Source organism: Frigoribacterium sp. CF331 (assembly GCF_057787905.1).
In genome coordinates this window covers 70430-95592 of record NZ_CM173545.1, presented here as the reverse complement: position 1 = coordinate 95592, position 25163 = coordinate 70430, and the positions used below count along the sequence as shown (strand labels likewise).

Below are 25163 nucleotides of genomic sequence, written 5' to 3'. Positions count from 1 at the left end.
CGATCCTGCGGCCGCGCCACCACGCACCCACCCCCGAGCCGCCACCACCGTCCACCACCAGACACACCCCAGGAGGCGCGCCGTGAGCGTGAGACCCATCCGCCTGTTCGGCGATCCCGTCCTTCGATCGGCATCCGACCCGGTCACCGTCGGCGATCCGCGTCTCGCGTCCCTCGTCGAGGACCTGCTCGACACGGTGCGTGAACCCGGCCGCGCGGGCGTGGCCGCCGCGCAGATCGGGGTGTCCCTGCGCGCCTTCAGCTTCAACGTCGACGGACAGGTGGGGTACGTGTTGAACCCCGTGGTGGTCGAGGTGTCCGGTGCGAGGACGCTCGTCGACGAGGGGTGCCTCTCGGTGCCCGGGTTCTGGTTCCCCACCCCGCGGTACGAGTACGCCCGGGTCGAAGGCGTCGACCTCGAGGGGCGGAAGGTCGTGCTCGAGGGCACGGGGCTCATGGCCCAGGCCCTGCAGCACGAGACCGACCACCTCGACGGCACGCTCTACGTGCTCACCCTCGAGCCCGAGACGAAGCGTGAGGCCATGCGCGAGATCCGTGCCGCCGACTGGTGGAAGGCCTGATCAGCGTCCCCTTGTCGTGACCGTGCGGACGGACTCCGTGTCGGGGTTCGCCGTGTAGATGTCCGCGACCTGCTGGGCGAAGTCCTCGAGCACCACGGCACGCTTGACGCTCATCTTGGGCGTCAGGTGGCCACCGGCCTCGGTGAGCTCGACGGGCAGGATCTCGAACTTGCGGATGGACTCGGCCCGTGAGACCGAGGCGTTGGCCGCGTCGACGGCCCGCTGGATCTCGGCGCGCACCTTCGGGTGCGAGGCGGCCTCGGCCAGCGGCATGTCGGCCGCCTCACCCGCGTTGTTCAACCACACCGGCAACATCTCGGTGTCGAGGGTGACGAGGGCCGCGACGAACGGCCGCTGGTCACCCACCACGACGACCTGTCCCACCAGCGGGTTGGCCCGGATGGGGTCCTCGAGGGCGGCGGGGGCGACGTTCTTGCCGCCGGCCGTGACGATGATCTCCTTCTTGCGACCGGTGATGGTGAGGTAGCCGTCGGCGTCCAGCGCGCCGAGGTCGCCCGTGCGGAACCACCCGTCGTCCATGACCTCGGCGGTGGCCTCGTCGGCCTTCCAGTAGCCGGCGAAGACGTTGACGCCCTTGACGAGGACTTCTCCGTCGTCGGCGATCCTGATGCCCACGCCGGGGAGGGCCGGGCCGACGGTGCCGATCTTGAACTTCGAGACCAGGTTGACCGATGCGGGTGCCGTGGTCTCGGTGAGCCCGTACCCCTCGAGGATGCGGATGTCGAGGCTGCGGAAGAAGTGGCCGAGCCGTGTGCCGAGCGGGGCCGAGCCCGAGACGGCGTACCGGATGTTGCCGCCCATGGCCTTCTTGAGCTTGGAGTACACGAGTCGGTCGAACAGGGCGAAGCGCAGCCTGAGCCCGAGGGGCACGGACCCCTCGTCGAGGGCGCGACTGTGCGCGATGGCCACGGCGACGGCCTGACGGAAGATGCCGCCCTTGCCCCCGGCCTCGGCCTTCTGCTCGGCCGAGTTGTAGACCTTCTCGAACACGCGGGGGACCGCGAGCAGGAAGCTGGGCTTGAACGACGCCAGCGACGGCAGCAACTGCTTCGTGTCGGCCTGGTGGCCGACCTTGACGCCGGCGTGGACCGACATGACCGCGATGAAACGGGCGAAGACGTGCGCGGTCGTGACGAACAGGAGGGTCGACGACCCGGGCGCGACGACGTCACCCATGGCGACGGCGGCGTTGCGGCTGGTCTCGACGAAGTTGGCGTGGGTCAGGAGGCAGCCCTTGGGTCGCCCGGTGGTCCCGGAGGTGTAGATGATGGTGGCCACGTCGTCACCGACCGCGAGGCTGCGACGGCGTTCGAGCTCGTCGTCCGACACCTCGACCCCCGAGGCGGAGAGCTTGTCGAGGTCACCGAGGTCGACCTGCCAGACACGCGTCACGCCGGGCAGTTCGGGGTGCACCTCGTCGAACCGCGAGAAGTGGTCGGCGGTCTCGACGATGACGGCGACGGCCCCGGAGTCGCTGAGGTTCCACTGCACCTGCGCGGGGGAGGAGGTCTCGTAGACGGGGACCAGCAGGGCGCCGGCGAACCAGGCCGCGAAGTCGATCAGGGTCCATTCGTACCGGGTACGACACATGAGGCCGATCTTGTCGCCGGGTTCGACGCCCGCGGCGACGAACCCCTTGGCCAGCGCGCGCACCTGCGTGAGGAACCCGGCAGCCGTGATGTCGCGCCATCCTCCCGTGCCGTCGGGCACCGAGAAGAGCGGCTCGTCGGGCGTGGCCGCGGCCCGCGCGAGCAACAGGTCGGTCGCGTTGGCGGTCGGGTCGGCGGGGACGGCGGGTGGGACGGTGTGTTCGTTCACGGCAGCTCCTTCGGTACCGAACGATGGTCCGTCAACCCTAACGTGACCTCGCCGGAGGCGCTGCCGGAGGTGCAGGGTCGTCGAGGATAGACTCGCTCCTCGTGCAGGCAATCGGAATCGACATCGGCGGGACGAAGATCGCGGGCGGGGTGGTCACCGAGTTCGGCGAGATCGTCGACGAAGAGCGCGTCGCGACCCCGGCCGGCGACGCCGGAGGCATCGTCGACGCCGTCGTCGACATGATCACCTCGCTGCAGGCGCGCCATCCCGACGTCGTCGCCGCGGGCGTCGCCGCCCCCGGCTTCATCGACGCCGCCCAGTCGACCGTCTACTACACCCCGAACATCGCGTGGCGGAACGAGCCGCTCCGGACGCGGCTCTCCGAGCGCCTCGACCTGCACATCACGATCGACAACGACGCGAACGCCGCCGGATGGGCCGAGTTCCGCTTCGGGGCGGGTCGCCTCGCGAGCGACATGACCATGCTCACGATCGGCACCGGCGTCGGGGGTGCGATCGTGGCCCAGGACCGCCTCCTGCGCGGGGGCTTCGGCACGGGCGGAGAGCTCGGCCACATGCGGATCGTCCCTGACGGCCTGCCCTGTGGATGCGGCGCCCGAGGCTGCATCGAGCAGTACGGGTCGGGCCGCGCCCTGTTGCGCATCGCGGGCGAGGTCGCCGACGAGGGCGGTCCCGGCCGAGCCCTCGCCGACCTCAGGGCCGAGGCCGGTCAGCTCTCGGGGCACGACGTGAGCCTCCTGCTCCAGTCCGGCGACCCGGGCGCCGTCGAGGCGCTCCGGCGCCTCGGCACCTGGCTGGGCCAGGCCGCCGCCTCGCTGAGCGCGATCCTCGATCCGCAGGTGTTCGTCTTCGGTGGGGGTGTGGCCCAATCGGGCGAGCTGCTCCTGGCCCCGGTCCGCGCGGCGTACCTGGCGCACCTCCCGGCACGGGGCTACCACCCCGAGCCCGAGTTCGTCATCGCCGAACTCGTGAACGACGCGGGGGTCGTCGGGGCGGCCGACCTCGCCCGTCTGCACGCGTCCGACCGCTAGACTCCCGACGCCCCGACGAGAGGAGCACCGATGCTCTACTGGTTCCTGAAGACGATGGTCGCGAGTCCGCTCGTCCTGTCGATCTTCCGCCCGTGGGTCAGCGGTCGCGAGCACGTGCCCGAGACCGGGGCCGTGATCTTCGCGAGCAACCACCTGTCGTTCGTCGACTCGATCTTCCTGCCGCTCGCGCTCGACCGACGCATCTCCTTCCTGGCCAAGAGCGACTACTTCACCGGCAAGGGACTGAAGGGTTGGGCCATCCGTCTCTTCTTCACGGCCACCGGCCAGCTCTCGATCGACCGCTCGGGCGGCAAGGCGTCCGAGGCGTCGTTGGCGACGGGCCTGTCGGTGCTCCGTCGAGGCGAACAGCTGGGCATCTACCCCGAGGGCACCCGCAGTCCCGACGGCAAGTTGTACCGAGGGCGGACGGGCGTGGCCCGGATGATCCTCGAGGGGCACGTCCCCGTCGTCCCCGTGGCCATGATCGGCACCGAGAAGGTCATGAAGACCGGCACCAAGATCCCCCGTCTGCACCGGGTGGGAATCGTCTTCGGAGAGCCGCTCGACTTCAGTCGGTTCGAGGGCATGGAGGGCGACCGGTTCATCCTGCGGTCCATCACCGACGAGATCATGTACGAGCTCAACGCCCTCAGCGGCCAGCAGTACAGCGACGTCTACGCGACCAGCGTCAAGGAGAAGCGCCCCACCCATTCACGGTAGGCTCGCCTGTCGAGGTCGTTCGGCCTCGAGACCGTCAAGTGGCAAGGAAGACCGTGGCCCAGCTCACCGAACCGTTCGTCGTCACCGATCCCGACGTGATCGACGGTCTCGACCATTGGCGCACGCTCCCCATCAAGCAACAGCCGACCTGGCACGACGGCGCAGCCGTCGAGGCCGCCTCGGCAGAGCTGTCCACCTTGCCGCCGCTCGTCTTCGCGGGCGAGGTCGACACCCTGCGCGAGCGGCTCGCCTCGGCGGCCCGGGGCGAGGCGTTCCTGCTCCAGGGCGGTGACTGCGCCGAGACCTTCGCCGGTGCGACCGCCGACCAGATCCGCGACCGGGTCAAGACCATCCTGCAGATGGCGGTGGTCCTGACCTACGGTGCGTCCGTCCCCGTCATCAAGATGGGTCGCATGGCGGGCCAGTTCGCCAAGCCGCGCTCCAGCGACACCGAGACCCGCGACGGGGTCACGCTGCCCGCGTACCGCGGCGACATCGTGAACGGCTACGACTTCACGCCCGAGTCCCGTCGTGCGGACGCCTCGCGGCTCGTGAAGGGCTACCACACCTCGGCTTCGACCATCAACCTGATCCGCGCCTTCACGCAGGGCGGCTTCGCCGACCTCCGCCAGGTCCACAGCTGGAACAAGGGCTTCGCGAGCAATCCGGCCAACGCGCAGTACGAGCACCTCGCCCGTGAGATCGACAAGGCCATCCGCTTCATGGAGGCGGCCGGCGCCGATTTCGACGAGCTCAAGCGCGTCGAGTTCTACACGAGCCACGAGGGCCTGCTCATGGACTACGAGCGCCCCCTCACCCGCATCGACTCGCGGACGGGCACGCCGTACGTGCTCTCGTCGCACTTCGTCTGGATCGGCGAGCGCACGCGCGACCTCGACGGCGCCCACGTCGACTTCCTGTCCCGGGTGCGCAACCCGATCGGCGTCAAGCTCGGACCGAGCACGACACCCGACGACATGCTGCGCCTCATCGACAAGCTCGACCCCGAGCGCGAGCCCGGACGCCTCACCTTCATCACGCGCATGGGTGCCGGCAAGATCCGCGACGCCCTGCCTCCCCTGCTCGAAGCCATCAAGGGCGCGGACGCCACGCCCCTGTGGGTCAGCGACCCCATGCACGGCAACGGCCTGACGACGCCGACCGGGTACAAGACCCGCCGCTTCGAAGAGATCATGGACGAGGTGAAGGGCTTCTTCGAGGCCCACCGTGCCGCGGGCACGCACCCCGGCGGCATCCACATCGAACTGACCGGGGACGACGTCACCGAGTGCCTGGGCGGCTCCGAACACATCGACGAGGCGACGCTCGCCACGCGGTACGAGTCGCTCTGCGACCCGCGTCTGAACCACATGCAGTCCCTCGAGCTCGCCTTCCTCGTGGCGGAAGAACTCGCCGCCGACTAGTCGTCGTCGTGACGAGGGCCCTGTGACCGACGGTCACGGGGCCCTCGTCACGACCGACACCCGGGGTGGCCGGGCGAGGGGTGGCGTCACTCGACCCGGTAGGTGAGGCCGATCGTCGCGCCCTTGGTGGCCGTCAGGCCGGCCGCGGGGTCGCTGGCGGTGACGGGGAGGCGCGCCTCCCAGTCGTAGAAGGCGCACGTGAACGCGGTGCACCGCGGGTAGCTCACCCGGAACCCGAGTCCCTGGAGCTGCGCCGTCGCGGCATCGATCGTCTTGCCCCGGACGTCGGGGATCTCGATGGGCGGCGGTCCCTTCGACACGACGAGGTCCACGGTGTCGCCCTGGTGCAAAGGCCCCTCGGCCTGCTGCTCGTAGCGGATGACCTCACCGGAGGCCACTCCGTCGCTGAACTCGGTGCCGCTCTCGACGCCCGTCAGCTGGACCTCGGTGAGGGCGCTCTGGGCATCCGCGACCGAGAGGCCCGCGACGTCCGGGACGGGGCCGAGCGAGACCGTGAGGGTCACCGGCTGCTGCTCGCCGTACTGGGCGGCCGAACCGAGGTCGACCGCGGCGCCGGAGCCGTCGACGCCGCTGACGGCGAGGACCGTGCCGGCCGCCGCCTCGTCGAACTGGCTCGAGCTCGGTTCGAGCGTGAAGTCCGAGAGCGCGTCGGAGGCGGCGGACTCGGTCTCGCCGACCACGGTCGGCACCGTCAGCTGACGCGGCCCCTGCGACACGACCAGGGTGATCGTCGATCCCTTCTGCACCCGGGTGGAGGCGTCGGGGTCGGTGCGGGCGACCTGGCCGGAGGGCACCACCGGCGAGAAGTCCGCCTGCGGCTCGGACGCGACCACGAACCCCGCCGACGTCAGGGCGGCCGAGGCCGCCGAGGGGTCCTGGCCCGACACGTCCGGGACGGCGGCCTGGGCCCCGGGACCCGAACCGAACCACCAGCCGACCCCACCGGCGAGGAGCGCGACGACGACGACCAGGGCCATGAGGACGCGACCGCGCCGACGCCGCCGGTCGGAGAGGTCGCCGAGGGTCGTCGCCGCGTCCACGGCCTCGGCCTGGACGGGACCGGTGCGGTGACGAGCCTTCGGCAGGACCTGCGTCTCACCCGTCGGGCCGGTGGGGAGCGTCGTCATCGTCGCCGCCGGCAGCACCATCGTGCGGTTGACCGGCGGCCCCGACGGGTCGGCCAGGACGCGCTGCACGTCGACGAGCTGGTCCAGCAGGGCCCTGGCGTCGCGTGGTCGCTGCTCGGGGTCTCGTGCCGTGGCCCAGAGCACCAGTTCGTCCAGCTCGACCGGCACGCGGGGGTTGGCGGTGCTCGGCGTCGGGACGGTGTCGTTCGCGTGCTGGTACGCGATCTGCATCGGCTGGTCGCCCTTGTACGGCTGCTCGCCCGTGAGCATCTCGTACATCATGATGCCGAGCGCGTAGATGTCGCTGCGGGTGTCGGCGATGCCCCTGGTCACGAGCTCGGGGGAGAGGTACGCGATGGTCCCGAGCAGGGCGGCACCCGTGGCCGTGTTGGCCGTGGCGGCGCGCGCCAGGCCGAAGTCGCCGATCTTGATCCGCCCGTCGTCGGCGAGCAGGACGTTCTCGGGTTTCAGGTCCCGGTGCACGATGCCCGCCCGGTGGGCCGCGGCCAGGCCCGCGAGCACGGCCTCGAGGATGTCCATGGCCTGCTCGGGCGTCAGCACCTTGTGGTCCTGCAGCAACTCGCGCAGCGTGATCCCCGGCAGGTACTCCATGACCAGGTAGGCCGAGTCGTCGTCCTGGCCCTGGTCGAAGACGTTGACGACGTTCGGGTGGGCCAGCCGCGCGGCGGACCGTGCCTCCTGGATGAAGCGTTCCTTGAACGAGGCGTCGTCGGCGAGGTGGCCGTGCATGATCTTGATGGCCACGCGGCGCTCGAGCCGCAGGTCGGTCGCCAGGTACACGGTGGCCATGCCACCCCGGGCGATGCGTGAACGGACCTCGTAGCGGCCCTCGATGAGACGGCCGATCATCGGGTCAGTCTGGTTCACGCTCACCCACGTGATTTTACGGACCCCGCGCCTCCCCGGGGTCTCAACTCACCGCACGGCGGCAAACCGCACCCCCGCGTCTCGTCGCCGGGTCAGCCGAGGGTCGCGAGCCACGTGGTGGCCGGGGCCTCCCACTTGGCGTAGGCGTCCGGGAAGGCCGAGTACTGCACGGCCTGGGCCGCCGCGGTGAGCGACATCGACTGCCAGCCCCGCACGTCGAGCAGGCCCCGGGTCTTGCCGGGGTTGGGGTTGGTCGCCCCGCCGAAGAAGAGCTTGGTGGCGTGGACCGGATCACGCAGCTGGGCGGGAGTGCCCCAGCCGGTGCTGGGCCGCTGCTGGAACAGGCCGAGGGAGTCCCGGTCACCGTGGTCCAGGTTGCGGAGGCTGCTCTCTTGGGCGGCCGCCGCCAGCGCGACGACGATCGCGCGGTCGCCGACGCCGAGTTGCCGGCCCACCGAGATGATGGTGCGGGCGTTCCCGGCCTGTTCGGCGGTCAACGTCGCGCTCACGGCGAGGGGGGCCGCCGACGTCGACGCGACGACGGTCGTGGCCGTGGTGGCCGACGCGCCCGGCAGGGTGAGGGTCTTCCCGGCGTAGATGGTGCTCGTGAACGACAGGCCGTTCGCGGCGAGGAGCGCCTTGACGCTCGTCCCCGACTTGGCCGCGATCGACGCGATGGTGTCGCCGCGTTGGATGACGTAGCTGCCGACGGCCGGACCGGCGGCGGGGGCGGGAGTCGCGGAGGCCGCGGCCGACGCCCCGGAGGGGACGCTGAGCGACTGGCCCGGGTAGATGATGCTCGACAGCCCCAGCCCGTTCGCCTGGAGCAACGCGCTGGTCGTGACGCCGTGGGCTCGGGCGATCGAGCTCAGCGTGTCGCCCCGGACGATCACGTAGCGGCCACCGGTGGCCTTGGTCGGGGCCGGGGCGGACGACGCCTTGCCGGCGCTGCCCGCCGCGGCGCTGAGGCTGAGGGTCTGACCCGGGAAGATCGTGGACTTCCAGCTGAGCCCGTTGAGCGCGAGGACCGAGGCGGTGCTCAGGCCGAACGAGCCGGCGATGCTCGCCACCGTGTCGCCCGACCGCACCGTGTAGGTCGCCGGTGCGGCGGCGAACACGGTCGCCGAGCTGCTCGCGGTCTCGACCGTCGTGGCCGACCTCTGCTCGGGGGCCGACAGGCGGGGCGGCAGCACGGGGCGCGGCGAGACGTCGGGCTTCCCGGCCGGCGCGTGCTGGAGGGCGAAGACAGGGCCCGTGACCCCCATGCTGAGTGCCATCGACCCGGCCACGACGATCGGGACCGTGTTCAGCATCGAGCGGGCGACGCGGGAGAGCGGCGCGCGCTCGTCGGGGCTGCGCAGGGTGCCGAAGGCGCTAGGCGACGAGACGCCGTCGACCGTCGTCTTCTCGGGTTCGGGGCGGACGGAAGTGACGTCGTTCATGGGCTGATCCTCGGTTCGGGGGCGGGGACACGGTCGCTGGGTGATCGTTGAGCCGCGGTGCCACGTCGTCCCAAAGTGGCACAGGACCACATCCAAGTCAATCAACGGGGCCCATGTTGCGGATGTGACTCGGACTGGGGGAGCAGCCGGGGAGGCGCGACGAGGCTCGCGAACCCGTGGCAAGGTTGTCGCGTGACCGATCTCTCCCAACGCCCCTGGTTCGCCGACACCGAATGGCTCACCGTGCCCGACCTCGTCGAGCGACTCGGCCTCGGGGTCAGCCGCGTCCGCCGACTGCTCGAGGAGCACGTCCTCGTCGGCACCCGGGTCGACGGCGTCACGAAGGTGCCCGCCGTCTTCCTCGACGGCTCCGAGCCGCGACACGACCTGCGGGGCACCCTCACCGTCCTCGCCGACAACGGCTTCGACGACGACGAGGCACTCGACTGGCTCCTGTCGCACGACGACGCGCTCGGCACGAGCCCGGTCGCCGCCCTCCAGGCGGGACGGAAGGCCGAGGTCCGCCGGATCGCGCAGAGCCTCCTCTAGCAGAGCCTCCTCCAGCAGCCTCCTCTGAGCAGAGCCTCCTTCGCGCAGAGCCCCCTCCGGGAGGTCGCGCCCCCTCGGTGGTGAGCGCCGTTCCCCGCGAGGGAAGCGCCGCCTAGGAGGTGCGGCGCGTGACGGTCTCGGCCAGTCGCGTCAACTGCGTCCGTGCCGACGGAGCCAGCCCCGACCGCTCGAGGGCGTGGACCGCCCGCTCGACCTGATCGCTGATGGTCTGCTCGACGGCGTCGACCGCCCCGCTGTCGCGGAGCGTCGCCTGCAGCATGCTGATCTGGTCGTCGTCGAGCTCGGGGTCGCCGAGCAGTTCGTCGAGCAGTCGGACGGCCCCGGGGGGCAGGGCGCGCCGGGCCGTCGCCACGAGGACCGTGCGCTTGCCCTCGCGGAGGTCGTCTCCGGCGGGCTTGCCCGTGACGGACGGATCGCCGAAGACGCCCAGGAGGTCGTCGCGCAGCTGGTAGGCGATGCCCAGGGGCAGCCCGAAGTGACGGAGCGAGTCGAGGGCGGACCGGTCGCCGCCGGCCATGGCCGCACCGACCGTCAGCGGGGCCTCGACGCTGTACTTGGCCGACTTGTAGACAATCACCCGTTGTGCCCTCGGCAGCAGTTGACCCTCGTCGACGGTCCGCCAGGCGTTCTCCTCGAGGATGTCGAGGTACTGGCCCACGGTCACCTCGGTGCGCATGCGGTTCAGTTCGGCCCTGGCAGTCCGGGCCGCGTCACGTGAGGGGAGCGAGTCGAGCGCGTCGCTGAGCAGCTCGTCGCTCCACGCCAGGAGCAGGTCGCCCATCAGGAGGGCGCCCGAGCGGCCGAACGCCTCGGGCGAGCCGAGCCAGCCGCCCTCGCGGTGCAGCCCCTCGAAGCGCCGGTGGGCCGCGGGCAGTCCACGACGGGTGTCGGAGTTGTCCATGATGTCGTCGTGCACGAGTGCCGCGGCGTGGAAGAACTCGAGGCCGGCGGAAGCCGTCATGACGGCCTCGATCTCGCGCTCGTCGCGGGCCTCGCCGAGGGGGTCGAACCCGGTGTCGACCCCGGCGACCGACTGCCAGCCCCAGTAGCAGAAGAGCGCTCGGAACCGTTTGCCGCCCCGGAGCAGATCGCTCGGGTAGAGGGCGAACGGATCGAGGTCGGGAGCGATGCCCGCCAGGGCCGGTCGCTGCCGGTCGAGGAAGCGATCGATGCGCTCTTGAACGACGTCCACTAACCGCGTACTCTCAGCCACGCTGCCTAGCCTAGCGACAGCTGTCCGGCATACACTCGCAGCTACTCATCGCGTCGATCCCGAGGCCCCCGCCTCGCGCTTGAGAGCCCGTGCTCGAAGGGAACACCAAGATGCCACTTTCCGAACAGGAGCAGCGGCTCCTCGAAGAGATGGAGCGGAGTCTCTACAACAACGACTCCGACTTCGTGGCGACGGTCGGCAACCACGGTGGCCGACCCAACTACACGCTCGTCGTCGTCGGAGTCCTCGGCGCGCTCGTGGGCATCGCGGTCATCGTCGCCGGTGTGATCTTCCGTCAGCCCCTCCTCGGCGTGGCCGGTTTCATCGTCATGCTGGCCGGGGCCCTCTTCGCCATCGCCCCGCCCAAGCGCAAGGGTTCGGCGTCGTCGATGCCGTCCGCTCCCCGTTCCTCCACCTCGCGTCCCGCGAACCCCGCCAAGGGCGGCCTCATGGACCGACTCAACGACCGGTGGGACCGCCGTCAGGACGGCGACGGCCGCGACTCGTAGCGGGACAGCAGCACCACGACCTCAGGGGTCGGCCTTCGGGCCGGCCCCTTTTCTGCGTCACCGGTGACCGGGGCCGGCGGCCCCGACACGCTGGGCGCGCCTCCCGGCGGTCGTGGTCTCCACGATCCTCCACCCCCGTGACCCCCGAACTGGAGCCGAAGCCAAGGCACCTGTCGTGCTCCGGGCACCGTGTTTCGTTGATCGGTGGTGGGTTGTGGAGTAAAGTGGAGGTACGGGCCACAGAGGGGCGCGGGGGCGAGGGGAGACGGGCGCATGTTCCTCGGCACCTATTCGCCCAAGCTCGACGAGAAAGGGCGCATCATCCTCCCCGCGAAATTCCGTGACGAACTGGCCTCCGGCCTCGTCATGACCCGCGGGCAAGAACGCTGCGTCTACGTCTTCAGCCAGCACGAGTTCGCCGACATGCACGCACGCATCCGCCAGGCCCCGGTCACGAGCAAGCAGGCACGCGACTACATGCGCCTGTTCCTCTCGGGTGCCAGTGACGAGGTCCCCGACAAGCAGCACCGCGTGACCATCCCGGCCACGCTGCGCGAGTACGCGGGCCTCGGTCGCGACCTGACCGTGATCGGCGCGGGAAACCGTGCCGAGATCTGGGCCACCGACGCGTGGAACACCTACTACGAGGCCCAGGAGGCCGAGTTCGCCAACACCACCGAGGAGGTGATCCCCGGGCTCTTCTAGTCCGTGGGCCCCGACCCTCAGCCGTCAGCCCTGGCGCACCTTCCCCGGTGCCAGGTCCCGACGGATGGGGATCAGGGCCGACGGGCGCAGCCCGAGTCGTCATGGCCGAACAGATCCACACCCCCGTCCTCCTCGAGCGCACCCTCGAGCTGCTCTCACCGGCGATCTCGCGTCCCGGCGCCGTGGTCGTCGACTGCACGCTCGGCATGGGCGGGCACAGCGAGGCCATGCTCGAGGCCTTCCCCGACCTGACCGTCGTCGGGCTCGACCGTGACACCGAGGCCCTGGCCCTGGCCGGTGCACGGCTCGCACCGTTCGGCGACCGGGCACGTCTCGTGCACACCACGTACGACGGCATCGCCGAGGCCCTGGACGGGCTGGGCCTCGACAGCGTCGACGGGGTGCTGTTCGACCTCGGCGTGTCGTCTCTCCAGCTCGACCGCGTCGAGCGCGGGTTCTCGTACTCCAAGGACGCGCCGCTCGACATGCGCATGGACCCGACCTCGCCCGTCACCGCCGAACGCGTGCTGGCCGAGTACCCCGAGTCCGAACTGCGACGCATCTTCTACCAGTACGGCGAAGAGAAGTTGGCACCGCGGTACGCCCGTCGCATCGTCGAGCACCGGGTCGACGCTCCGCTCACCCGCAGCGGTGAGCTCGTCGACCTGTTGATCGCGGCGACGCCGATGGCCCTGCAACGTGCCGGCCATCCCGCCAAGCGGGTGTTCCAGGCGCTGCGCATCGAGGTCAACGGCGAACTCGCCTCCCTCGAGGCAGCCGTCCCCGTGGCCCTCGACCGACTCGCCGTCGACGGCCGCATCGTCGTGCTGGCCTACCAGTCCCTCGAGGACCGCTTCGTCAAGCGCGAACTCGCGGCCCGGACGACGTCCACCGCGCCGCAGGGACTGCCGGTCGAACTGCCCGAGCACCGTCCCGACTTCCGCCTCCTGGTGCGGGGGGCCGAGCTGGCCTCCGACGCCGAACGCGACCTCAACCCCCGAGCCAAGCCCGTGCGACTGCGAGCCGCCGAACGAATCCGGAGAACAGCATGAGCAGCAACCTGGCCATCGCGACCCCGTCGACCCGTCCGCAGCCCTCCACCTCGCCCGCGGCGCGGCCGGTCGAGATCGTCACGAGCCGCGAGCAGCGACGCGCACGGCCGAAGATCGCCTACGCGCTGATCGCCACGGCGGCCCTCTTCGTCCTGCTGCTCGCGCAACTCGCCATCAGCATCGCCCTGAGCGACGGCGCCTACAAGATCTCCGACCTGCAGGCCGCCAAGACCGAGCTCGTCCGCGACCAGCAGAAGTACAGCGAGCAGCGCGACGTCCTGTCGTCGCCGCAGAACCTCGCCGCCAACGCCGACGAGCTCGGCATGGTGCGCAACTCGAACCCGGTGTACCTCGACCTCACCACCGGTGCCGTGCACGGGTCCCCGGCTCCGGCAGCGGGTGCCGACGAGGCGACGTCCGGCAACCTGATCCCCAACACCCTGCTCGACGGCGTCCCGTTGACGACCAAGGCACCCAGCACGGCCGACGGCTCCGCAGCCGACGGCTCTGCCGCGACCGACGCGGCGGGTGACGCCACGACCTCGATCGGCGCCCCGACGACCGCGGGGGCGGCGGCCGTTCCGTCCGGCGCAGGCGCGGCGGACGCAGGATCGGCCGACGAGTCGGTAGCGTCGGCCCCGAACGAGCTGGCGGCTCCGCAGACCCGCTAGCGGCGTGCCGTCACCGGTACATCGATCGACGACAGCGGGTCGGGCACGAGCCCGTCCGCGGTGAGGAACCTCTCGTGAAAGCAGCCCCCCGTAGCCGACGGCTCCGCGTGACGCTCGCGATGGCGCTCATCATCGCCCTCGTCGGCGTGTTCGTCGTGCGCCTGGCCGACATCCAGCTCGTGCAGGCCGCCGAGCTGAACTCGCAGTCCCAGAACAAGCGCGAGATCGTCCAGACGACCTACGGCGACCGGGGCGACATCACCGACGTCGACGGCACGGTGCTCGCGGGCAGCGTCACGCGGTACAACATCACGGCGGCGCCGGCGTTCGCGACGACGGCCAAGGTGAAGGACGACGACGGCACGACCGTCGAGATGACCGTCGACCAGGTCGTCGACCGGATCGCCGAGATCACCGGGGGCGACGCAGCGGCCATGACGAAGGCGCTCACCGCCGATCCCGAGGCCAACTTCGCCTACCTGGTCAAGGGCGTCGACGTCGACGCCTTCCGCGCGGTCCGTGAGATGAAGGTGTCGTGGGTGTACTTCCAGCGGCAGGCCGCCCGCACGTATCCCAACGGCGCGGTCGCGGGCAACCTGACCGGCTTCATCGGCACCGACGGCCCCCAGGCGGGTCTCGAGCTCAGCCAGGACTCCTGCCTCGCCGGCACCGACGGCTCCGAGACCTACGAACGCGGTGCCGACGGGGTGCAGCTCCCGGGCAGCACCGTGACGACGAAGGAGGCCGTGGCGGGCGGCACCCTCCGCCTCACGATCGACGGCGACCTCCAGTACATGACGCAGCAGGCCCTCGGCGAACAGGCCGAGGCCATCGGGGCCGAGTCCGCCACGGCCGTCGTGATGAAGGCGAGCGACGCCTCGCTGCTCGCCGTCGCGGACTACCCGGCGGTCGACCCCAACGACGTCAACGGCACCGCCGTCGACGACCTCGGCAGCAAGGCCTTCACCTACTCGTACGAGCCGGGCTCGACGTTCAAGGCCATGACCGCCGCCATGCTCCTCGACTCGGGCAAGGCCGACCCGGCCACGCGGGCCACCGTGCCGTACTCGCGGAGCTTCCCGTGGGGCGGCGAGATCCACGACGCCACGTTCCATCCGACCGAGAACCTCACCCTGACCGGCATCCTCCGCGACTCTTCCAACGTGGGCATCTCGCTCCTCGGCCAGTCGCTCACGGCCCAGCAGCGCCACGACTACATGGTGAAGTTCGGCCTGAACGACCCCACCGGCGTGAACTTCCTCGGCGAGCCGACGACCGGCATCCGGCCCGCGTCGCAGTGGGACCAGCAGACGAGCATCAACACCATGTTCGGCCAGGGCGTCTCGACGACCGCCGTACACATCGCAAGCATCTACCAGACGCTGGCCAACCACGGCGTCCGGCTGCCCGTCAACCTCGTCGCGGGCTGCACGGCCCCCGACGGCACCGTGACCGAGACGCCGTCGACCGAGGGCACCACGGTGGTGTCGCCGTGGGCCGCCGACACCACCGTGAACATGCTCGAGAAGGTCGTCAGCGACGGTGACCTCAAGGACGTCCTGAGCATCCCGGGCTACCGCGTGGCGGCGAAGACCGGCACCGCCGAGGTCGCGCGGTCCGACGGAACCGGCTACGGTTCTGACCGCATCGTGTCGGTGGCGGGCATCGCCCCGGCCGAGAACCCCCAGTACGTCGTCGTCGTGACCTTCACGAAGCCCAGTACCATCAAGACGTCGGCCGCCGCGGCACCGACCTTCAACAAGATCATGTCCCAGGTCCTCGAGATGTATCGGGTCCCTCCGTCGACGGAGCCGGCACCCAGCCTGCCCGAGACCTGGTGAGAGAAGAGGATTCTTTGAGCGCCCGGATCCCCCCGGTCCTTCGACCGGAACATCCGTCGGCGAGGTCACTCGCCCAACTGGTCAGCGAGTTCGGACTCGAGCACGAGGGTTCCCTCGACGGCATCGAGATCACCGGCATCACGCTGAGCACGGCGGACCTCCACCCCGGCGACCTGTACGTCGGCGTGCCCGGCGCGCACCGACACGGGGCCGAGTTCGCCGAGCAGGCACGTGACGGCGGTGCCGTCGCCCTGTTGACCGACGCGGCCGGTGCCGAGCTGGCGCGCCCGAGCGGTCTGCCGGTGGTGCTGGTCGACTCGCCCCGGGCCGCCCTCGGCGAGCTCTCGGCCTGGATCTACCGCACCGACAGCGACGACGCGCCGCTGCTCTTCGCGGTCACGGGCACCAACGGCAAGACCAGCACCTCGTACCTGCTCGAGGGCGTCCTGCGTCAGCTGGGACTCGTGACCGGCCTGAGCAGCACGGCCGAGCGGCACATCGGCGACCTGACCGTCGTCAGCCGCCTGACGACGCCCGAGGCGAGCGAGATGCACGCCCTCCTGGCCCGCATGCGCGAGAGCGAGGTGCGTGCCGTCGCCGTCGAGGTGAGCGCCCAGGCCCTCAGCCGCAACCGCGTCGACGGTCTCGTCTTCGACGTGGCCGCCTTCACGAACCTCAGCCACGACCACCTCGACGACTACGCCGACATGGAGGAGTACTTCCACGCGAAGCTCCCGCTCTTCCAGCCGGACCGGGCGCGTCGTGCCGTCGTCTCGCTCGACTCGCCGTACGGACAGCGCGTCGTCGACAACGCCCGCATCCCGCTGACGACGATCACGATCCTCCCCGACGTCGAGGCGGACTGGACGATCGAGATCCTCGACGAGCAGGCCGCCTACACCGAGTTCCGCCTGTCCGGTCCCGAACAGCGGTCGCTCGTGACGCGCGTGCCGTTGATCGGCTGGCACATGGTCGCGAACGCCGGGCTGGCGATCGTCATGCTGGTCGAGGCGGGCTTCGAACTCGAGGCCATCGGCCAGGCGCTCGACGCCGACGGCGGCATCGTGGCCTACCTGCCGGGTCGCACCGAGCGCGTCTCGGGCGACACGGGCCCCAGCGTCTACGTGGACTTCGGGCACAGCCCCGACGCGTTCCTCACCACCCTCGCGGCCGTGCGCACCTTCACCCCGGGCAAGGTCATCATGCTCTTCGGTGCCGACGGTGACCGCGACACCACCAAGCGGGCCGAGATGGCCCGGGTGGCCGCCGCCGGGTCCGACATCCTGGTGGTCACCGACCACCACCCCCGCTTCGAGGACCCCGCGTCGATCCGCACGACCCTGGTCGACGCGGCCCGCGAGGCCTACCCGGACCACGAGATCCACGAGGTCAGTCCGCCCGAGGCAGCCATCCGCGCGGCCGTGGCGCTGGCCGGCGAGGGCGACTCGATCCTCTGGGCGGGGCCCGGCCACCAGGACTACCGCGACATCCGCGGCGAGCGGACGCCGTACTCGGCACGTGACGAGGCCCGTGCGGCCCTGCGCGAAGCCGGGTGGTCCGAGTGATCGCGCTCACCCCCGCCCGCATCGCCGAGATCACGGGCGGGCGTCTCGTCGCATCCGAGGAGGCGCGGGCCGAGACCCCGGTCGACGGCACGGTCGAGACCGACTCGCGTCTCGTCACCCCGGGGTCGATCTTCTTCGCCCTGCGTGGCGAGGTCACCGACGGCCACCTCTTCGTCGAGGCCGCGACGGCCGCCGGAGCGGCCCTCGTCGTCGCCGAGCACGAGGTCGACACGACCGTGCCCCTGGTGGTCGTCGACGACGGCGTCGTCGCGCTCTCCCGCCTCGCCGCCGCCGTCGTCGAGCACGTCCGTCGTCTCGGGCGGCTCAAGGTGGTCGGCGTCACCGGCTCCAACGGCAAGACCAGCACGAAGAACATGCTCCGCGCCGTCCTGAGCGACGTCGCGCCCACCGTCGCCCCCGAGGGTTCGTTCAACAACCACGTCGGGGCTCCGATCTCGATGCTGCGCATCGACGAGGCGACCGAGTACCTCGTGGTCGAGATGGGTGCGAGCGGGCCGGGCGAGATCGCCCGCCTCGTCGAGATCGCCCGACCCGACACGGGCGTGGTGCTCAAGGTCGGCCTCGCCCACGCCGGCGGGTTCGGCGGCATCGAGGGCACGCGCGCGGCGAAGTCCGAGATGGTGACCGACCTGCCCGCCACGGGCACGGCCGTCCTGAACGCCGACGACGACCGCGTCGCGGGCATGGCGTCGGTCACCGCGGCGCGGGTCGTGACCTTCGGGCTGGGGCCCACGGCCGACTACCGCGCCTCGGACGTCGACGTCTCGGCGTCCGGCACCTCGTTCACCTTCGAGCACGCCGGCACCCGTCGGCCCGTCTCGCTGCGCATCCTCGGCGAGCACCACGTGATGAACGCTCTGGCGACCCTCACTGTCGTCGGCGAGTGGGGCATCGACCTCGACCGTGCCGTGTCGGTGCTCGAGGGCGTGACCCGCGCCGAGCGCTGGCGCATGGAGGTCCTCGACGCACCCGGCGGCGTGACCGTCGTGAACGACGCCTACAACGCGAGCCCCGATTCCGTGGCCGCGGCGCTCAAGACGCTGGCGCAGATCACCGGTCCCGACCGTCGTTCGGTGGCGGTGCTCGGCGAGATGGCCGAACTGGGCGAGTACGCCCGCGACGAGCACGACCGTGTCGGTCGCCTCGTCGTCCGGCTCAACGTCCGTCAGCTCGTCGTCGTCGGCCACGAGGCGCGGCACATCCACATGGCGGCGGGCCTCGAGGGCTCGTGGGACGGAGAGAGCGTGTTGGTCGACACGATCGACGAGGCGTACGACCTCTTGCAGGGCAGCCTGCGAGCGGGGGACGTCGTCCTGGTGAAGTCGTCCAAGTCCGCCGGCCTGCGCCTCCTCGGCGACCGGTTGGCCGGGGTGACCGGATGATCGCGCTGCTGATCGGCGGCGGGTTCTCCCTCGCCTTCACCCTCTTGATGACGCCGGCGTTCATCAAGCTGTTCCACCGCCTCGGCTGGGGGCAGTTCATCCGTGACGACGGTCCCCAATCGCACCACACGAAGCGCGGCACGGCCACGATGGGCGGCATCGTCCTGATCATCGGCACGGTGCTGGGCTACTTCGTCGGCCACCTGGTCGGCCGGGACGAGTTCACGCTGAGCGGCCTGCTCGTGCTGTTCATGATGGTGGGCCTGGGAGTCGTGGGGTTCCTCGACGACTTCCTCAAGGTGCGCAACCAACGCAGCCTCGGGCTCGGCGGCTGGGCGAAGATCGCCGGTCAGGTCGTCGTCGGCGCGGTGTTCGCCGTGCTCGCGCTGTCCTTCACGAACGACCGCGGCCTGGCGCCGGCGTCGACGATGATCTCGGGCCTGCGCGACATCCCGTGGCTCGACTTCATGTTCTTCGGGACGATCGTCGGCGGAGGACTGTTCCTCGTCTGGGTCGTCCTCATCACCGTGAGCACGTCGAACGGCGTCAACGTCGCCGACGGCCTCGACGGTCTCGCGACGGGTGCGTCGATCCTGGCGATCGCGTCGTACATCTTCATCGGGTTCTGGCAGAACAACCAGCTCTGCACGAGCGTCCGGCTCGACGAGGCGACCCGTGCCGCCTGCTACCAGGTGGCCGACCCCCTCGACCTGGCCGTCGTCGCCGCCTGCATCTGCGGTGGCCTCATCGGGTTCCTGTGGTGGAACACCTCGCCCGCACAGATCTTCCTCGGTGACACGGGTTCGCTCGGGCTCGGCGGGGCCCTGGCCGCGCTGGCCATCCTCAGCCGCACCGAGTTGCTGCTCGTGCTGATCGGCGGGCTGTTCATCGTCGTGACCGGGTCGGTGATCCTGCAGCGCGCCTACTTCAAGATCACCAAGGGCAAGCGGATCTTCCTGATGAGCCCGCTGCACCACCACTTCGAGCTCAAGGGCTGGGCCGAGGTCACCGTCGTGGTCCGCTTCTGGATCATCGCCGGGCTCTTCGTGGCGGCCGGCGTCGGCACCTTCTACCTCGAATGGATCCTCCGCACCTCATGAGCGACGGCAGCACCGACTCCCTCCTCGCCGAGCGCCTGGCGGGGCTCGACAGCTGGCACGCCGACTGGGCGGGCCTGCGCGTGGCCGTCCTCGGCCTCGGCTCGACCGGGTTCGCCGTGGCGGACACGCTCGCCGAACTGGGCGCCGACGTCCTGGTCGTCGCCCCGGGCGTCGACCCCGACAAGGCCGAGCTGCTGCAGCTCGTCGGGGCCCGTCTCGACGAGGTCGAGTCCACGGACGCCCCGTCGCCGGTGCTGACGGACTTCGACGCCGAGCTCGTCGTCGCCAGCCCCGGCTTCGCGCCGCACCACCCGCTCATCCGGTGGGCCGTCGACGGGGGCCTGGCCGTGTGGGGCGACGTCGAGTTGGCCTGGCGGGTGCGGGACAAGGTCGACCGCGTGGCCGAGTGGGTGCTCGTCACGGGCACCAACGGCAAGACGACGACCACGCAGCTGGCGGCCGCGATGGCGTCGGCCGACGGTCGACGCGTCGCCCCCTGCGGCAACATCGGCGTCCCCGTCCTCGACGCGGTGCGCGACCCCGACGGCTTCGACCTCTTCGTCGTCGAACTCTCGAGCCACCAGCTGCACTACCTGCCCACCGAGGGGCCCGGCGCCCTTCGTCCCCGCGCCTCCGTGTGCCTCAACCTCGAGGCGGACCACTTCGAGTGGCACGGCGGCGCCGACGCCTACCGCGGGGCCAAGGCCAAGGTGTACGAGAACACCGTCGTCGCCTGCGTCTACAACAAGGCCGACGAGGCCACTCGACGCATGGTCGAGGAGGCCGAGGTCGAAGAGGGGTGCCGCGCCGTGGGCTTCGGCCTCGACGCGCCGGGCCCGAGCGAGGTCGGCATCGTGACCGGTGACCGCGTCGCCGTGCTCGCCGATCGTGCCTTCCTGGCCGAGCGCCGGACGCAGGCACTCGAACTCACCACCCGGGAGGCGCTCCAGGGTGTCGGTCTCGGGGCCGACCACCTCGTCGAGGACGTGCTCGCCGCCGCCGCGCTCGTCCGTGCGGTGGGCGTCGCCCCCGTCTCGATCCGCGACGCCCTCGCCGGCTTCGCGGTCGACCACCACCGCACCGAGGTCGTGGCCGAGTCCGGGGGCGTGGCCTGGGTGGACGACTCCAAGGCGACCAACCCCCATGCCGCGCGCGCCTCCCTGACGGCCTTCCCGTCCGTCGTGTGGATCGTGGGCGGCCTGTTCAAGGGCGTCGACGTCGAACCGCTGGTGCGCGAGTCGACGGGCGCCGTCCGGGCGGCCGTGTTCGTCGGGGTCGACCGCGAGCCCCTGCGGCGGGCCTTCTCCCGACACGCGCCCGGCATCCCCGTCTTCGAGGTGGACGCCCTCGACACTGGGCAGGTGATGCCGACGGCCGTCCGTCTCGCCGCGAGCGTGGCCCGGCCCGGAGACACCGTTCTCCTCGCCCCGGCGGCGGCGTCCATGGACCAGTTCACCGACTACACGGCTCGCGGGCGATCGTTCGCCCGGGCCGTCCACGAACACTTGAGGGGTGACGTCGATGGCCAACCCGCCGTCCAGCCTCCCGCGTCGCCGACCGACTGAGTCGAGTCGTCCGAGCCGCGGGCACGCCGAACCGACCCACGACGCGTCGTCCCGCCTCGGGGCCTCGAGGCGCACCTCGGGCGCCGTCGTCCGGGTGAAGAAGCTCTTCGCCGCCGAGACCGGTTCGTACTTCGTCATCCTCGGGACGACCTTGTTCATGGTCGTCCTGGGCCTGGTGATGGTGCTGTCGTCCTCGTCCGTCGAGCAGTACATCGCCTCGCGGCACACGTCGTTCTTCGGGGCGTTCATCCGACAGGGCACCTACGCCGCGGTGGGCATCCCGCTCATGCTCATCGTGTCGCGCCTGCCGGTGTCGTTCTTCAAGCGGTGGGCCTGGCACATCCTGGGCGCGACGATCGTGCTGCAACTGCTGGTCTTCACCCCGCTGGGCTACGAGATCGGCGGCAACCGCAACTGGATCGACCTCGGCTCCTTCACCGCGCAGCCGTCCGAGGCCGTCAAGCTGGCCCTCGCCGTCTGGCTGGGCATGATCCTGGCGGTCAAGCGCGACCTGCTCGACGACTGGAAGCACCTGGCGATCCCGCTCGTGCCCGTGGTCGTCCTCGCCGTCGGCCTCGTCGTCCTCGGTGGCGACCTCGGCACGACCATGATGATGCTGCTGCTGGTCTTCGCGGCCGTCTGGTTCGCCGGGGTGCGCCTCCGGTACCTGCTCGCCCCGCTCGCGTTCCTCGCGGTGGTCGTGCCGCTCATCGCTCAGGGCTCCAGCTCGCGCAACTCGCGCATCGCCGCGTGGCTGTCGGGGTGCACCGACTCGAGCGCGTACCAGGCCGAGTGCTGGCAGACCCTGCACGGCACGTGGGCCCTGGCGTCCGGTGGTCTGTTCGGGGTCGGTCTCGGCAACTCGAAGTCGAAGTGGTCGTGGCTGCCCGAGGCCGACAACGACTTCATCTTCGCCATCGTCGGTGAAGAACTGGGGCTGATCGGCGCGGTCGTCGTGCTCGCCCTCTTCATCGTGCTCGCCGTGGGATTCGTCAAGATCATCCGTCGGACGAACGACCCGTTCGTCCGGGTGACGACCGGGGCGATCACGGCGTGGATCGTCGGCCAGGCGCTGGTCAACATCGCGGTCGTGCTGGGGCTGCTGCCCGTCCTGGGCGTGCCCCTGCCGCTCATCTCGGCCGGTGGGTCGGCCCTGATCGTGACGCTCGTCGCCATCGGCGTCGTCCTGTCGTTCGCGCGGGTGCCCGAGGACGCCGGTGCGCCCGAGGTGCTGCCGCGACAGCGGGTAGGGTCTCTGCGGTGACGACGTATCTCCTCGCCGGCGGTGGCACCGCCGGGCACGTGAACCCCCTGCTCGCCGTGGCCGACCGACTGCGTCGGCGCGAGCCCGACGCCACCGTCCTGGTGCTCGGCACGGCCGAGGGCCTCGAGGCCCGACTCGTGCCGCAGCGCGGCTACGAGCTGCTCACGGTGCCCCGCCTGCCCTTCCCGCGTCGGCCCTCGGCCGACGCCCTGCGGTTCCCCGGACGCCTCGCCGGGGCGATCTCCGGCATCCGCGCCCTCCTCGCCCAGCACGACGTCGACGTCGTCGTCGGCTTCGGCGGGTACGCCGCCGCCCCGGCCTACGTCGCGGCGTGGCGGTCGAAGGTGCCGGTGGTCGTGCACGAGGCCAACGCCAAGCCCGGCATGGCGAACGTGCTCGGCTCGTTCCTGTCCTCGCACGTCGGTGTCGTCTTCCGGTCCACGCGACTCCGCGGCGGCCGTCAGGTGGGCATGCCCCTGCGCGACGAGATCGAGACGCTCGACCGCCGCGCCCACCGGGACGAGGCCGTGGCCGCGTTCGACCTCGATCCCGCGCGACCGACCCTGCTCGTCACGGGCGGCTCCACCGGGGCCCGGCGACTCAACGAGACGATGGCGCGCGCCGCCGTCGCCGTGCTCGGAGCAGGCTGGCAGATCCTGCACATCACGGGCGAGAAGTCCGACCTCACCTCAAGCGACCTCGACGGGCACCACCTGTTGCGCTACTGCGACCGCATGGACCTCGCCCTCTCGGCGGCCGACTTCGTCGTGTCTCGCGCCGGGTCGGCGACGGTCAGCGAACTCACCGCCCTCGGCCTGCCGTCGGTGCTCGTGCCCTACCCGGTGGGCAACGGAGAACAGCGGCACAACGCCACCGACGTGGTCGGGGCCGGGGGAGCCGTGCTCGTCGCCGACGCCGACTTCACCCCCTCGTGGGTCGAACGGACGCTCGTGCCGTTGTTGCTCGACCGCGCCGTGGTCGCCGACATGGCCGTGCGTGCGGCCTCGGTCGGGGTGCGCGACGGGACCGACCGCACGGTCGAGCTCGTCCTCGACGCCGTCGGCCGCGCCTCCTCGTCCGGCGCCGCCACCCGGCCCGCCGGCGCGGTCCCCGGGGCCACCACCCGCACGAACACCGACCTCAGCGAGACATCATGATCAAGCCCGACCTCGACCAGCCGATCCCCGCCGAGCTGGGCGCCGTCCACTTCGTCGGCATCGGCGGCTCCGGCATGAGCGGGATCGCGCGGGTCTTCCTGGCCGCCGGCCACCGCGTCACCGGATCGGACGCCCGCGACAGCGCGGCCGTCGAGTCGCTCCGGGCGTTGGGTGCCCGGATCACGATCGGGCACGACGCGGCCAACGTCGGCGATGCCGACACGCTCGTCGTGACCGGGGCCCTCTGGCAGGACAACCCCGAGTACCAGCTCGCCCTGGCGAAGGGGCTGCCCGTCCTGCACCGCTCGCAGGCCCTCGCCTGGCTCATCGGTCAGCAGCGGCTCGTCTCGGTCGCCGGTGCGCACGGCAAGACGACGTCGACCGGCATGATCGTCACGGCGCTGCTGGCGGCCGGGCGCGACCCGAGCTTCGTCAACGGCGGGGTGATCCAGACGCTCGGCGTGAGCGCCCGTGGCGGAGGGGACGAGCTCTTCGTGGTCGAGGCCGACGAGTCGGACGGTTCGTTCCTGCTCTACGACACCTCGGTCGCCCTCATCACGAACGTCGACGCGGACCACCTCGACCACTACGGCTCGCACGAGGCGTTCGACGACGCGTTCGTCCGGTTCGCCTCCGCGGCGCGTGAGTTCGTCGTGGTCTCGAGCGACGACGCCGGAGCCGTCCGGGTCACGCAGCGCCTCGACCACCCGCGGGTCGTCACCTTCGGCGAGGCCGCAGACGCCGACGTGCGCCTGAGCGGCGTCGCGCAGGCCGGTCCGGTCTCGTTCACCCTGCACGCCGAGGGCCGGTCGTGGCCCGTCCAGCTGCGGGTGCCCGGGCGACACAACGCGGTCAACGCCGCCGGGGCCTTCGCCGTGCTCGTCGGCCTGGGCCTCGACGCCGAGTCCGCCATCGCGGGGCTCGAGACGTTCGGCGGCACCGAGCGCCGTTTCGAGCTGCACGGCGTCGTCCGCGGCGTCAGCGTGTACGACGACTACGCGCACCACCCGACCGAGGTGGCCGCCGCCCTTCAGGCCGCCCGATCGGTGGTCGGCGAGGGACGCCTGATCGCCGTCCACCAACCGCACCTGTACAGCCGCACGCGCATGATGGCCGGTGAGTTCGCCGAGACCTACGAGCGCCTCGCCGACCATACGATCGTGCTCGACGTCTACGGTGCGCGGGAGGACCCCGAACCCGGGGTGACGGGTGCCCTGGTGTCCGAACGGTTCACCGACCAGAGTCGGGTCGACTACGTGGCCGACTGGCAGGCGGCGTCCGACCGCACCGCCGAGGTCGCCCGTGAGGGCGACTTCGTCATCACCCTGGGGTGTGGTGACGTGTACCGCATCGTGCCCCAGCTGCTCGGCTCGCTCGACGCGGCCCACGAGCCGGTCGTCGCCGTGGCGGAGGAGTCCGCGGAGTGACCCGCGTCACCAGGTCCGTGACGTCCAG

21 protein-coding genes are annotated in these 25163 nt (G+C 71.1%); 17 read left to right on the top strand and 4 right to left on the bottom strand.

Translation table 11 applies throughout. The features are described 5' to 3' along the window. Window positions 1-82 precede the first annotated feature (82 nt). Entirely contained in the window at window positions 83-580 is a 498-nt protein-coding gene (gene def / locus AC3CCI_RS00450; protein WP_488627750.1) for a peptide deformylase, read from the top strand. Here the strand turns inward: def and AC3CCI_RS00445 are convergent, their stop codons facing one another. Beyond that, window positions 581-2419, bottom strand: coding sequence for an AMP-dependent synthetase/ligase (locus AC3CCI_RS00445; RefSeq protein ID WP_488627749.1), 1839 nt, complete (start codon window positions 2417-2419; stop codon window positions 581-583). A 101-nt stretch (window positions 2420-2520) separates the two neighbouring features. On the opposite strand from AC3CCI_RS00445, the gene AC3CCI_RS00440 reads away from it, so the two are divergent. From AC3CCI_RS00440 to AC3CCI_RS00430, 3 genes are all read left to right on the top strand, one after another. Then, window positions 2521-3471, top strand: a complete 951-nt coding sequence (locus tag AC3CCI_RS00440) for an ROK family glucokinase (protein WP_354595407.1) — start codon at window positions 2521-2523, stop codon at window positions 3469-3471. 30 nt (window positions 3472-3501) lie between these two features. Continuing rightward, entirely contained in the window at window positions 3502-4191 is a 690-nt protein-coding gene (locus AC3CCI_RS00435) for a lysophospholipid acyltransferase family protein (RefSeq protein ID WP_354595408.1), read from the top strand. Window positions 4192-4286: 95 nt separating this feature from the next. After that, window positions 4287-5615 (top strand): class II 3-deoxy-7-phosphoheptulonate synthase, encoded by a 1329-nt coding sequence (locus tag AC3CCI_RS00430; protein ID WP_354595441.1) that lies wholly within the window; start codon window positions 4287-4289, stop codon window positions 5613-5615. An 86-nt stretch (window positions 5616-5701) separates the two neighbouring features. Here AC3CCI_RS00430 and pknB read toward each other — a convergent pair whose 3' ends face one another. Together pknB and AC3CCI_RS00420 are read right to left on the bottom strand one after the other, a co-directional pair. Beyond that, window positions 5702-7633, bottom strand: a complete 1932-nt coding sequence (pknB, locus tag AC3CCI_RS00425; RefSeq protein ID WP_488628706.1) for a Stk1 family PASTA domain-containing Ser/Thr kinase — start codon at window positions 7631-7633, stop codon at window positions 5702-5704. Window positions 7634-7743: 110 nt separating this feature from the next. Continuing rightward, entirely contained in the window at window positions 7744-9093 is a 1350-nt protein-coding gene (locus AC3CCI_RS00420) for a LysM peptidoglycan-binding domain-containing protein (RefSeq protein ID WP_488627748.1), read from the bottom strand. A 192-nt stretch (window positions 9094-9285) separates the two neighbouring features. Here AC3CCI_RS00420 and AC3CCI_RS00415 point away from each other — a divergent pair, with 192 nt between their 5' ends. Continuing rightward, entirely contained in the window at window positions 9286-9642 is a 357-nt protein-coding gene (locus AC3CCI_RS00415; RefSeq protein WP_354595411.1) for an Rv2175c family DNA-binding protein, read from the top strand. Window positions 9643-9754: 112 nt separating this feature from the next. Here the strand turns inward: AC3CCI_RS00415 and AC3CCI_RS00410 are convergent, their stop codons facing one another. Next, window positions 9755-10876 carry a polyprenyl synthetase family protein gene (locus AC3CCI_RS00410; RefSeq protein WP_488627747.1) on the bottom strand — a complete coding sequence of 374 codons (1122 nt, stop codon included), beginning with the start codon at window positions 10874-10876 and terminating at the stop codon, window positions 9755-9757. A 110-nt stretch (window positions 10877-10986) separates the two neighbouring features. Here AC3CCI_RS00410 and AC3CCI_RS00405 point away from each other — a divergent pair, with 110 nt between their 5' ends. From AC3CCI_RS00405 to murC, 12 genes are all read left to right on the top strand, one after another. After that, the gene (locus AC3CCI_RS00405; RefSeq protein WP_488627746.1) at window positions 10987-11385 is read left to right on the top strand and encodes a DUF3040 domain-containing protein; all 399 of its coding nucleotides are present in this window, start codon (window positions 10987-10989) and stop codon (window positions 11383-11385) included. Window positions 11386-11658: 273 nt separating this feature from the next. Continuing rightward, complete coding sequence (gene mraZ, locus AC3CCI_RS00400) at window positions 11659-12090, top strand: division/cell wall cluster transcriptional repressor MraZ (RefSeq protein WP_354595414.1); 432 nt, start codon at window positions 11659-11661, stop codon at window positions 12088-12090. A gap of 101 nt (window positions 12091-12191) precedes the next feature. Beyond that, window positions 12192-13142, top strand: coding sequence for a 16S rRNA (cytosine(1402)-N(4))-methyltransferase RsmH (gene rsmH / locus AC3CCI_RS00395; RefSeq protein WP_488627745.1), 951 nt, complete (start codon window positions 12192-12194; stop codon window positions 13140-13142). After that, a complete protein-coding gene (gene ftsL, locus AC3CCI_RS00390; RefSeq protein ID WP_354595416.1) occupies window positions 13139-13813 on the top strand; it encodes a cell division protein FtsL in 675 nt (224 codons plus the stop codon). Before rsmH ends, ftsL begins: the two co-directional genes overlap by 4 nt. 74 nt (window positions 13814-13887) lie before the next feature. Further along, window positions 13888-15654 carry a peptidoglycan D,D-transpeptidase FtsI family protein gene (locus AC3CCI_RS00385; RefSeq protein WP_354595417.1) on the top strand — a complete coding sequence of 589 codons (1767 nt, stop codon included), beginning with the start codon at window positions 13888-13890 and terminating at the stop codon, window positions 15652-15654. Between the two features lie 14 nt (window positions 15655-15668). Then, window positions 15669-17219 (top strand): Mur ligase family protein, encoded by a 1551-nt coding sequence (locus AC3CCI_RS00380; RefSeq protein WP_354595418.1) that lies wholly within the window; start codon window positions 15669-15671, stop codon window positions 17217-17219. Then, window positions 17216-18622, top strand: a complete 1407-nt coding sequence (locus AC3CCI_RS00375) for a UDP-N-acetylmuramoyl-tripeptide--D-alanyl-D-alanine ligase (protein ID WP_488627744.1) — start codon at window positions 17216-17218, stop codon at window positions 18620-18622. Before AC3CCI_RS00380 ends, AC3CCI_RS00375 begins: the two co-directional genes overlap by 4 nt. Continuing rightward, the gene (gene mraY / locus AC3CCI_RS00370; RefSeq protein ID WP_354595420.1) at window positions 18619-19722 is read left to right on the top strand and encodes a phospho-N-acetylmuramoyl-pentapeptide-transferase; all 1104 of its coding nucleotides are present in this window, start codon (window positions 18619-18621) and stop codon (window positions 19720-19722) included. Before AC3CCI_RS00375 ends, mraY begins: the two co-directional genes overlap by 4 nt. Continuing rightward, window positions 19719-21287, top strand: a complete 1569-nt coding sequence (gene murD, locus AC3CCI_RS00365) for a UDP-N-acetylmuramoyl-L-alanine--D-glutamate ligase (protein ID WP_488627743.1) — start codon at window positions 19719-19721, stop codon at window positions 21285-21287. Before mraY ends, murD begins: the two co-directional genes overlap by 4 nt. Next, a complete protein-coding gene (gene ftsW, locus AC3CCI_RS00360; RefSeq protein ID WP_488628705.1) occupies window positions 21244-22551 on the top strand; it encodes a putative lipid II flippase FtsW in 1308 nt (435 codons plus the stop codon). The genes murD and ftsW overlap by 44 nt, the downstream gene beginning before the upstream one ends. Further along, entirely contained in the window at window positions 22548-23708 is a 1161-nt protein-coding gene (locus tag AC3CCI_RS00355) for a UDP-N-acetylglucosamine--N-acetylmuramyl-(pentapeptide) pyrophosphoryl-undecaprenol N-acetylglucosamine transferase (protein WP_488627742.1), read from the top strand. The genes ftsW and AC3CCI_RS00355 overlap by 4 nt, the downstream gene beginning before the upstream one ends. Further along, window positions 23705-25135 (top strand): UDP-N-acetylmuramate--L-alanine ligase, encoded by a 1431-nt coding sequence (gene murC / locus AC3CCI_RS00350; RefSeq protein WP_488627741.1) that lies wholly within the window; start codon window positions 23705-23707, stop codon window positions 25133-25135. Before AC3CCI_RS00355 ends, murC begins: the two co-directional genes overlap by 4 nt. The last annotated feature ends 28 nt before the right edge of the window (window positions 25136-25163 follow it).